General features: G+C 49.1%; 7 protein-coding genes and 1 tRNA gene. 5 read left to right on the forward strand and 3 right to left on the reverse strand.

Annotation, left to right across the window (positions count from 1 at the left end):
- Both GX135_03900 and GX135_03905 read right to left on the reverse strand, forming a co-directional pair.
- Nucleotides 1–461: 4-hydroxy-tetrahydrodipicolinate reductase (locus GX135_03900; protein ID NLN85235.1), on the reverse strand; the 461-nt coding region annotated here is incomplete at its 3' end.
- 7 nt (nucleotides 462–468) lie between these two features.
- Complete coding sequence (locus GX135_03905) at nucleotides 469–1584, reverse strand: M20/M25/M40 family metallo-hydrolase (GenBank protein ID NLN85236.1); 1116 nt, start codon at nucleotides 1582–1584, stop codon at nucleotides 469–471.
- A 256-nt stretch (nucleotides 1585–1840) separates the two neighbouring features.
- On the opposite strand from GX135_03905, the gene GX135_03910 reads away from it, so the two are divergent.
- The 5 genes from GX135_03910 to GX135_03930 all read left to right on the forward strand — a co-directional run bounded on the left by GX135_03910 (nucleotide 1841) and on the right by GX135_03930 (nucleotide 9981).
- The gene (locus GX135_03910) at nucleotides 1841–3277 is read left to right on the forward strand and encodes a T9SS type A sorting domain-containing protein (protein ID NLN85237.1); all 1437 of its coding nucleotides are present in this window, start codon (nucleotides 1841–1843) and stop codon (nucleotides 3275–3277) included.
- 199 nt (nucleotides 3278–3476) lie between these two features.
- Nucleotides 3477–6122, forward strand: a complete 2646-nt coding sequence (locus GX135_03915; protein NLN85238.1) for a valine--tRNA ligase — start codon at nucleotides 3477–3479, stop codon at nucleotides 6120–6122.
- 47 nt (nucleotides 6123–6169) lie between these two features.
- Nucleotides 6170–6245 (forward strand) — tRNA-Ala (locus GX135_03920).
- Between the two features lie 340 nt (nucleotides 6246–6585).
- Nucleotides 6586–8343 (forward strand): T9SS type A sorting domain-containing protein, encoded by a 1758-nt coding sequence (locus GX135_03925; protein NLN85239.1) that lies wholly within the window; start codon nucleotides 6586–6588, stop codon nucleotides 8341–8343.
- A gap of 180 nt (nucleotides 8344–8523) precedes the next feature.
- Nucleotides 8524–9981 carry a hypothetical protein gene (locus GX135_03930; GenBank protein ID NLN85240.1) on the forward strand — a complete coding sequence of 486 codons (1458 nt, stop codon included), beginning with the start codon at nucleotides 8524–8526 and terminating at the stop codon, nucleotides 9979–9981.
- A gap of 271 nt (nucleotides 9982–10252) precedes the next feature.
- On the opposite strand, the gene GX135_03935 is transcribed toward GX135_03930, so the two are convergent.
- A partial coding sequence (locus GX135_03935) for a PorT family protein (protein ID NLN85241.1) occupies nucleotides 10253–10788 on the reverse strand: 536 nt, incomplete at its 5' end.

Below are 10788 nucleotides of genomic sequence, written 5' to 3' on the forward strand. Positions count from 1 at the left end.
GTTTCTGCCAGTTGAATCGCGGTTCCGGAAGGGCTGTCCGCTTTGTTGTTATGGTGCATTTCCCAGCCACAGACGTCGTAGATGGGAAACTTGTCACAGATGGAAGCCGCATATTTCACAACGCGGGTAAAAAGATTCATGCCGATGGAAAAGTTCGCACCGTAAACCAGGCCAACATTATGCTCTTTAACCATTTGCTCCACTTCAGGAAGTTTATCGTTCCAGCCCGTGGTGCCGACAACAATGTTTTTTCCTGCCGCGGTGATTTTACGGATGTTTTCCAAAACCGAATCCGGCAGGCTGAAATCCAGGCAAACCTCGCCCAATATTTCTGGCCGGATCTGGCTTTCACAGCCTTCCACACTGGGATCGATGATGGATTTCACCCGACAGCCATATTCCTCTGCCAAGGAGGCAATCATTTTGCCCATCTTTCCATATCCGATCAAGCTTATATCCAACAGCATCTCATTCTCCCCGGGAATAAATCCGGATCAACTGGGCAACGAACGCTGCGCCACGCCTAAGTTCTTCTTCCTCAATGTCTTCCTCCACAGTGTGGACCTTGTTCATGCCGGTTCCACAGATAATCATGGGTAAACCAGAGGCGTTGATGATGTTGGCATCGCTGCCTCCACCGCCGACGGTCACCTCGGCTCTTATGTCCAGATTTTTAAGTGCTTCCAGCGCCAGCCGCACAGGCTCTTCGTTTTCATCGATACGGAAGGCAGCATATTCTTGGTTCATTATCCATTTAAAGGACGAACCCTCATGCCTTTGCACCACACTTTCAACCGCTTGGCGCATATCTGCGCTCACCTGCTCCAATTTCACAGCATTGTGACTGCGGGCTTCACCTTTGATTAAAACCCTGTTCGGGACGATGTTTGTGGCGGTTCCTCCACCGATAATGCCGATATTGCAAGTGGTTTCAAAATCGATACGTCCCAGCGGCATGGCGGAGATGGCTTCAGAAGCCACGCGGATGGCATTCAGCCCCTTTTCAGGCTCCACCCCGGCATGGGCTTCCTTTCCAAAAATATCGATTTTGATGGAATTCTGAGCCGGCGCGCCCACATCCAAGTCTCCAACCCGGTGGGAATCGAAAGCGTAGCCAAATGCCGAAGTCAGCTTGCTTTTATCAAAATATTTTGCTCCCAGAAGACCAATTTCTTCCGCCACAGTGATTAAAATCTCGATTGGCGCGTGGTCCTGTCCACTTTCCACAACTTCTCGGATGCCCTGAACGATTTCGGCGATGCCGGATTTGTCGTCACCGCCCAAAACAGTGGTGCCATCAGTGCGAATGCGACCATTTTCGCGGATGGCTTTGATGCCTTTTCCAGGACGAACCGTGTCCGCGTGGGCGCAAAACAAAATTGGTTTTTTATCAATTTTCCCCGGAATCAGTGCGTGCAGGTTGCCAGCGTTTCCGTCAGTGTTTTTTGAGGCGCCGTCTTCCTCGACCCGCGCGCCCAGTTTTTCCAAATCTTCACGCAGGCGGTCCATCATGGCACGTTCGTCACCAGATTCGCTGTCTATGGCAATCAGTTCCAGGAAATATTGGATCACATCGTTGCTCATCTTTCTCTCCATCAATGTTTTCTGTTGAATGCACCTTAAAATATCTTTGGCTTTTTTGTCAAAACAATTATTAGAGTCAGATGGCAAAATGGGCGCAAAACCGTATCGGCTCTATCCATTTCCAGCGCCATAACGGCTCTGCTATCCACGCTTTTTGGTCATGAACAAATCGATTTTGTAAAAAAGACTTGCCAAAAATAGCCGGTTTGGCAGTCTTGTCTTTTAAGTTTAATTTCTCAATCAAGGAGACATAATTATGAAACGTATAAACCTGATGGGCAAGCGTTTAGTGACGATTTTCGCGTTGCTTCTGATCGCGGGTCTACTGTCCGCTGAAACTTATCCCCTCTTCAGTTTCGATATCCAAAATTTGGAAGGTACCGATCGCAACAGCTTTTGGATTTTCGATTTTGACAGTCCTTCGTTTATGACACATGATGGAAACTGGTTCTCATTCGGAAGCGGCCCGCTTTACACGATGTATCCATTTTTACACTACTATGCTGAGGATACAGTAAAAATCCAAGATCCAGTTCCCGGCAGCACTGGCACCCAGATCGAGTGCATCGCCGCGGATGGAATGCCGCACTTGGATCCGATGAACATCGGTTTGAGCTTCAGCCCCTTCACGCGTACAAATTTGGTGAGGACAAACCTGGTGAATTCCGAAAATCCCTGGGACACTCCATCTGAATCCGGCGACATTCGCACCTATTCATATTCCAATGGTTATTTGAGCCTGAACGGCGAACCCAAACTGCAGATCGTGGATATGGAATTTGAGATTACAACTCCCTACCCCGCCGGCGCTGAGATTAGAGACTATATCGCCGGCATGGGTTTGACGCCGTCTTTTAATTGGAGCGAGAACGATAACATCGGCCCCGGCATCTTCCATGGCCAGCAAGGACGCGGTTTTGGTTATGTGGATCTTGCGAACAGCGATCCTGAATGGGCGGAACTTTTTGCCCCCAGCTACAAAGTTATCATCGAGATGGAAGGTGTGGTTTCAGGCACGACGTTTACATCTTCCTACCATGATTTTGAATTTCACCTCCTTGCCGAAGAGGAAGAAAACGGCGAAGTTACACCGGTGGTCCTGAGTGGTTTCACTGCCACTTTGACCGGTGGAAACCAGGCCATCCTGAACTGGAGCACAGCCTCTGAAACCGATATGATTGGTTTCCGCGTGTTGCAATCCGACAGCGAAAACCTGAGCCAAGCCGTAAGCCTGACTCCCGTGCTCATTCCGGCTCAAAATTGCAGTTGTGGCGCTCAATACAGCTTCACTGCCAGCGAATTCGACCATCCGGGAACCTGGTGGTTCTGGCTTGAAAGCATCGACATGAACGGCAGCAACCAATTCTTTGGCCCTGTGAACATCAATATCTCCGAAACCCAGACGCCTTCACTGCCCGAACGCAGCAATCTGGGCTTCGCGCATCCCAATCCTTTCATCAGCGGTGCTCAAACCAGTATTCCTGTGGAAATCAAAGCCGGGGACAGCGGCAGTCTGGAAATTTATAACCTCAGCGGCCAGCGCGTGGCTTCCTTTCCTCTGAGCCAGAGTGCCCACAATGTTGTCTGGAACGGAATTGACCGCCAAGGTCAGACCTGCGCCAGCGGTATCTATTTCTACCGCCTCAACGTGGGTGGATTGAGCCAGACCCGCAAAATGGTTATTTTGAAATAAATAAAATATAATATCAGACTTGGCGAAACCCGGTCTTGAAGGCCGGGTTTTGTCTTATCCCAAAAAAGTGTCAAGGCCTGTTCTGAAACGGTTCACGCAAGAATTGCTTGACTGAGAACGCGGTCGATGAATTTTTGTTATTCACACTGTTTTATACGGCCTGGATGGTCATAAACACGATTTATTTGAAGGAAACGAAATGGAGATCAGCAAAACTTACGAAGCAGCCCAAATTGAAAGAAAATGGTATCGGTTTTGGGAGGAAAAAGGTTATTTCCGTCCCGTGGAAGACAGCTCAAAGCCGCCTTTCACGATTCTAATCCCGCCGCCAAACGTCACTGGCATTCTGCACATGGGTCACGTTTTAAACAACACCCTGCAGGATGTTGTGATCCGCTTCCATCGCATGTTGGGACAGCCTACGCTTTGGCTTCCAGGTGTGGATCACGCCGGCATCGCCACCCAGAATATGGTGGAAAAAGAGCTGGCGCGTGAAGGCAAAACCCGCCACGATGTGGGCAGGGAAAAGCTTTTGGAACTCATCTGGGCTTGGAAACAGGAAAAAGGCGACCGCATCGTCGATCAGCTCAAGCTTTTGGGCGCTTCCTGCGATTGGGAGCGTCAGCGTTTCACCATGGACGAAATGCTTTCCCGGGCTGTGAAGGAAGTTTTTGTGAGGCTTTATGATGAAGGCCTGATCTACAAAGGAAAATATATCATCAACTGGTGTCCACGCTGTGTGACAGCGTTGGCAAACGACGAGGTGGAACACGAGGATGAAAGCGGAAATCTTTGGTATATCCGCTATCCCTTCAAAGATGGCAGCGGACATCTGGTAGTGGCAACCACACGCCCGGAAACCATGTTGGGTGATACAGCCGTGGCGGTAAACCCTCGGGATGAACGCTTTGGACACATCGTTGGCAAAGAGGTCGCGCTTCCCCTCACGGGACGCGTGATTCCTGTGATCGCGGATGAATTTGTGGATTTGGAATTCGGCACGGGTTGCGTGAAAGTGACTCCGGCGCATGATCCCAACGACTTTGAGATTGGCCAGCGCCACCAGCTTCCCCAGCTTCTGGTGATGGACGAACATGGCATCATGAACGCCGAAGCCGGTGCCGATTTTGAAGGCATGGACCGCAATGAAGCCCGCGCCAAAGTTGTGCAAATGCTTGAAGAGCAGGGGCTGTTGGAAAAAATTGAGAAACACGAACACGCGGTTGGCCATTGCTATCGTTGTCACACCAGCATCGAGCCATATCTTTCAGATCAATGGTTCGTGAAAATGAAACCGTTGGCCAAACGCGCCATCGAAGTGGTTGAAAACGGCGAAGTCCGCTTCCAGCCTGAACGCTGGACCAAAGTTTATATGCACTGGATGAATAACATCCGGGATTGGTGCATTTCGCGCCAAATCTGGTGGGGACACCGTATTCCGGCTTTTTACTGCGAAGATTGCGAAAAGATGGTGGTTGCGGTGGAAAAACCGGAAAAATGTGCGGATTGTGGCGGCAAGATTCGCCAGGATGAAGACGTTTTGGACACCTGGTTTTCCAGTTGGCTTTGGCCTTTTTCCACCATGGGCTGGCCCGACGAAACTGAGGATTTAAAGCGCTTTTTGCCCACCCAGGTGTTGATTACCGCACCGGAAATCATCTACCTTTGGGTGGCACGCATGATCATGAGCACCCTGCATTTCAAAGACACCATTCCTTTCGACACCGTTTTGCTGCATGGTACTGTGCGAGATGATTTGGGACGCAAAATGAGCAAATCTCTGGGTAATTCACCCGACCCCATCGACATCATCGAAAAAGTGGGCGCCGACGCGCTGCGGTTTTCCATGGTTTTTGGCACGCCCAAGGGCGCGGACGTGACCTACAGCGATGCCATTCTGGAAACGGGGCGGAATTTTGCCAACAAGATTTGGAACGCCTTCCGCTTCATCATGATGAACATTCAGGAGGGCGAAAATCTGCCTACTAAAGAGGATTTAAAGCTTGAACTGGCAGACCGTTGGATTTATTCACGACTGCAGGAAACCGCCCGCGATGCTGCGGAGCACTATCAAAACCTGCGCCTGAACGACGCCGGGCAATGCGTATTTCAATTCATCTGGGATGAATTCTGCTCCTGGTACATTGAACTTTCCAAAGACAGGCTGAACAGCGGCGACCCAGCTTCCCGCGGCACAGCTCTTTATATATTGTTGGATGTGATGCAAGCCTCCATGCGCCTGCTGCATCCCATCATGCCCTTCATTACGGAAGAGATTTGGCAAAGCGTGAAAAGTGTGTTCCCTCAACCGGAGGAAGCCCTCATTATGGCTGCATTCCCGGAGCCGGATGAAAGTATGATTGATCCCAACATCGCGGACGACATGGCTTTCATACAGGAAAGCATCTCAGCGGTGCGTAACCTGCGCAAACAGATAAATCTTAGCCCCGGCGCGGGGATAAACCTGAGCATCCGCGTGGGGGAGGAGCGCCAAAAAGAGCTTTTCGCAAGCTATGAGTCATATTTCGCCAAACTGGCCAAGGTGGAAAGCTTGGAAGTGGCGCAGGATCTGTCCAAACCACCAGCCTCCATTGCCGCCGTGGTGCGAAATATCGAGATATTCTTGCCTCTCAAGGGTCTCGTTGATCTCGAGGCGGAGCGCGTCCGCCTGGGTAAACAGGTGGAAAAACTGGAAAAAGAGCTGAACTCGGTGAACGCCAAGTTGAACAACCAAAACTTTGTAAAAAATGCCAAGCCTGAAGTGGTGGAAAAAGAGCGACAGCGCTTTACCGAGGTGGAAACAAAACTGTCCTTGACAAAAGAACTGCTTGAAGATTTGAGGTAAAAAACAACGTCTCCAAATGTGAGACAGTGTGTGTTAAAAAAGAAAGTGGGGCTATAGCTCAGCTGGGAGAGCGGAACGTTCGCAATGTTCAGGCCAGGGGTTCGAATCCCCTTAGCTCCACCACTTTCTTTTTTCGATTCTTTTGGGTTCTGCAATACAAATAATCTCATGAATTTTAGGTTGGCATCGCGATTGCCCAATATCTCCCATATTTTCCAGCCTTCGAAGTCCATCCCGAATACCCGGTTATGCCAAATTATCGAACGACCTTCATAAAAAACCACCTCTTTCTGATATGTTGTTGATTTATTTCAACATCGTTAACACCCTCCAATATGGATAATTAAGGTTCATAAACAATATTCCAAGGAGACTTATAAAAAGAAAAATCCAGATTTATTTCATTGACAGAATATTTAAAAAAGACAGTGTGCATGCCTCAATACAAAAACAAGGAGAACACATGAAGAAAAATATGATCGTATTGTTCGTCACCTTGATGGTTATCGGCATCGGCGCGATGAATGCCAAAGCCACATATCCGTCTGCAGACTATGATGCTTGGAAAATCAAGCAAATTCAGGAAACCCCCAGCCCTGTAAAACCGGGGCAGGCTTCCAATTCTTTCAACACCCCTCATAATTTGACTCGGGATTGCCCGCTTGTAGTCCCCTACGATGCGGACACTTTCACCCAGGCGATGACACCCAACGATGATGGTTTTCTTGGACCAATCAATCTTCCTTTCACTTTCTATCTCTATGGAACAGAGTACACACAACTGTGGATTAACAACAACGGTAACCTCACCTTTGATGGTGGCTATTCCAGCTACACCCCCTGGGGTTTTCCCATCAGTGGCAGTCCGATGGTGGCACCGTTTTTTGCCGATGTGGATACCCGTGGAGCCGGAACCGTATGGTATCGGATCGAAGACAACAACTTGGTGGTGATTTGGGACCATGTTGGCTATTACACCGTTTGGTCCAATGGCACAGACAAATTAAACACTTTCGAAGTGGTGATTTCCGACGGCACTTTCGCACCCATTGGATTGGGAAATAACGTCGCTTTCAGCTACGCGGACATGAGTTGGACCACAGGTAACGCTTCGGGTGGCTCGGGCGGCTTTGGTGGTTCGGCTGCAACGGTTGGCATCAATCATGGAAACGGAGTGGACTATGCTCAGATCGGCAGGTTTGACCATGCGGGGACGGACTATGACGGCCCCTACGACAACAACGACGGCGTGGACTGGCTGGATTGCAAACTCTTTGTTTTCAACACCGGCTTAGAGGCCGAAAACCTTCCTCCAGTGTTCGTTACATATCCAGATCCGCCCACGGTTACTTTGGCGGTTGGCGATACTTGGACCTTCACCGTCACCGTCATTTCTCCTGAAGAGGGACAAATTACCACCGCCACGGTGGATCACTTAATCCCAACCGGAATGAGCTATGTGATGACTCCCGGAAATACCTGCGAGATCGAATTCACTTTGACCGCGCTCCCTTCCAACGTGGGAACCTATCTAGTGACGATGGTGGCCACCGATGATGGCGAACCACCTTTGAGCTCCAGTTTTGAATTCACCATCATTATCGAAGGTGTGAATCCAGTGGAACTCAGCAGCTTCAACGCCACCCTCAGCAGCGACATGTTTGTGAACATCGCCTGGACCAGCCAGACTGAAAGCCAGATGCTGGGCTATCGCGTCTATCGCAACACCAGTGCTGATCAAAGCGGCGCCATGCTGATTGACCATCCCATGGTTCCTGCCACCAATACCAGCCAAACCTCCAGCTATAATGTGATGGATTATGATGTGATGGTGGGTCAGACCTACTATTATTGGCTGGAATCTGTTGAGTATAACGCCAGCAGCTTCCACGGCCCGGTCAGCGTCACCGTGAATATCGGTGGCGATAGCCCTGGGGTTGATCCTGAAATTATCGCGCTGAAAAATGCCTACCCCAACCCCTTCAGTGCCGGGAGCATCACCAACATCGAAGTGAGCCTGAAAGCTGGTGAAACCGGAACCCTGAGCATCGTAAACCTTGCTGGACAGGTTGTTAAAACCTATCAAGTGGGGCAGGGAAATCACAACATCCAATGGAACGGAACCGACTCCAACGGCCTTGCCTGCGGAAGCGGAATCTACCTCTATAAACTCAGCACACCTTCTTTTAACCAAACCCGCAAGCTGGTGATTCTGAAGTAATTATACCCAAACAAGACAATCTGGCTCCGGATTCTTTCGGAGCCTTTTTTTATCATCTCAAAATCATAAAAATTCTGCAGTTTATCGCAGAATCAGTCTTTTAGGTTTTGACGAGATTATTTCTTGACATATTTTCAACCTCAGTCATTTATGCTTCAAAGCTAAAAAAGAGAGGATGCCATGCGAAAAATTGCGCTTTTTTCTTTATTCGCGGTCCTGATTATTGCAGGAACCGCCCTTCTTGAGGCCGCTGTAGACCCCTTTTTAAATGCTTATGACGCCTGGAAGCAGGAACAATCCTATATTCCAGACCCAAATCCAGAGGAACCCCATCCCTCAAGTACTTTCTTAACAATCCAAAATCGGGAAGGTGAATGTCCACTTCTGATTCCCTATGACACGGAATCTTTCACCTTGGCGATGACCCCAAATGACGACGGATGGCTCGGTCCGGTTGATCTTCCCTTCACTTTTTCCCTCTATGGTCAGCCCTACACCCAATGCTGGATTAACAACAATGGGAATATCACCTTTGATGGCGGCTATTATAACTATACCCCCTGGGGTTTTCCCATCAGTGGCAACCCAATGGTGGCGCCATTTTTTGCCGATGTGGACACCCGCGGAGCCGGATCTGTGTGGTATCGGATTGAGCCCAACAACATGGTTGTAATCTGGGACCATGTTGGCTACTACAGCTATGGCATAGACAAATTAAACACTTTCGAACTGGTGATTTCAGATGGGAGCTACTCCCCTATTGGAGTGGGAAATAATGTCGCCTTCAGCTACGCGGACATGAGTTGGACCACAGGCAGCGCCTCTGGCGGCACGGACGGTTTTGGCGGTTCACCCGCAACGGTTGGAATCAATAAAGGTGATGGTGTTCTTTATGCTCAGATCGGCAGGTTCGACCACGCCGGCTACGATTATGACGGACCGTATAACAATAACGATGGCGTGGACTGGCTGGATTGCAAGCTATTCCTTTTTAACACCGGTGGTGAATCCGCAAACGTGGCACCTGTTTTCACCGAGGTTCCTTCCGAAACCGTGATCGAGCTGAATCAGGGAGAATCTTGGAGTTTCACCTTCACCGTGATTTCTCCGGAAGAGGAGCAGATTACAAACGCGGTGGTCCAGCATTCCCTGCCTTCAGGGATGTTCTACACCGTGAATCCAGGAAACACCTGTTCAATTCAAATGACCATCAACGCCAGAGCCAGCAACGGCGGATCACATACCGTGAAGATTACAGCCACAGACGATGGCACCCCAAATCTTTCCGCCAGCTATGAATTTGTGGTCAACATCTCTGGTGGTGGAGCAGTTGAGCCAATCTCTGGCGGCATGAGCATTTTTCCCAATCCCTTTGTGGGCTCGCAAGGAGCCAATATCGGCGTGGAGCTTGGTGCTGATGAAATCGGCTGGCTCACCATCTGTAATGACCGCGGGCAATTCTTAAAACGCTATTATTTTGGTTGCAACACAAACACAGTTGTGTATTGGGATGCCAAAGATTTGAAAGGTGTCCCCTGCGCCAGCGGTGTTTATCTCTGCCAATTGGAAAAAAGATATATCAACGACCGAGAAAATCATCCGGCTCCGATTGTAAAAAGAATGGTTTTGCTCAAATAGAGCGAATAAATTAAAAAACACACCCCGGGATTTCTTCCGGGGTTTTTTTAATCCAAATAACGCGATTTGGATACTCAGCCAGTTTTATAAAGACATTGTTTTCCAGTTTTTTATGGCGCCTTCTTGCTTGCCCCCTTATGTATCGCTTATGTTTCAAAGGCAAAATTAAGCGACACAAAGATTTAGGGCTTTACGAGGCTTTTTTCGTCAGGCTCGTTCATATATATTGAGGAAGCGCTGACAATCGGATAAATTGGGTTGAAAAACCTTTTTAGAAAAGATAACCCATGCTGATTGACCAGCAGGTGTTTGAGATTGGTGGCCGCTTCGCGTTGGGGTTCATTAGATCTGTCAAACCCAGATAGTAGCGGATACCCAGGATATAATTGTCCGTATATGTGATATCCGCGCCAAAATTAAAGCCAGCGTTCACGCGATGGATATATTTGTAAAATTCGTCATTGTAGGTGGATGTCGCGCTGATGGCATAAGCTATTTCCGGCGCCACAAGCGGTTGCAGAACGATTGGCTGACTCAAGGGGATTCTGATACTTGTTTTCAGAAGCACCGGCAGGGCGATATAATCGATGGTGACCTTGTCTTCATCATAAGCGCCGGTGCCTTTTTGAGTGTAAAGCAATTCCGGCTGCAAAAAGACATTACGCATCAATTCGAGCTGCGCGAATCCCCCGATATGCAATCCCAGGGCATCAGAACTGTCTATTTCCTGACCGTCTTCGGTTAATTCCAGCCTGGCCACGTTCAAACCGACCCGGAATCCCGGATTGACCTTGATTTTTGCCTGTA

Source organism: Candidatus Cloacimonadota bacterium, assembly GCA_012522635.1.
Lineage (GTDB): Bacteria > Cloacimonadota > Cloacimonadia > Cloacimonadales > Cloacimonadaceae > Syntrophosphaera.

Coding starts and splice junctions, on each gene's coding strand:
- GX135_03910 (NLN85237.1), top strand. CDS start 1,841: ATGAAACGTATAAACCTGATGGGCAAGCGTTTAGTGACGATTTTCGCG.
- GX135_03915 (NLN85238.1), top strand. CDS start 3,477: ATGGAGATCAGCAAAACTTACGAAGCAGCCCAAATTGAAAGAAAATGG.
- GX135_03925 (NLN85239.1), top strand. CDS start 6,586: ATGAAGAAAAATATGATCGTATTGTTCGTCACCTTGATGGTTATCGGC.
- GX135_03905 (NLN85236.1), bottom strand. CDS start 1,584: ATGAGCAACGATGTGATCCAATATTTCCTGGAACTGATTGCCATAGAC.
- GX135_03930 (NLN85240.1), top strand. CDS start 8,524: ATGCGAAAAATTGCGCTTTTTTCTTTATTCGCGGTCCTGATTATTGCA.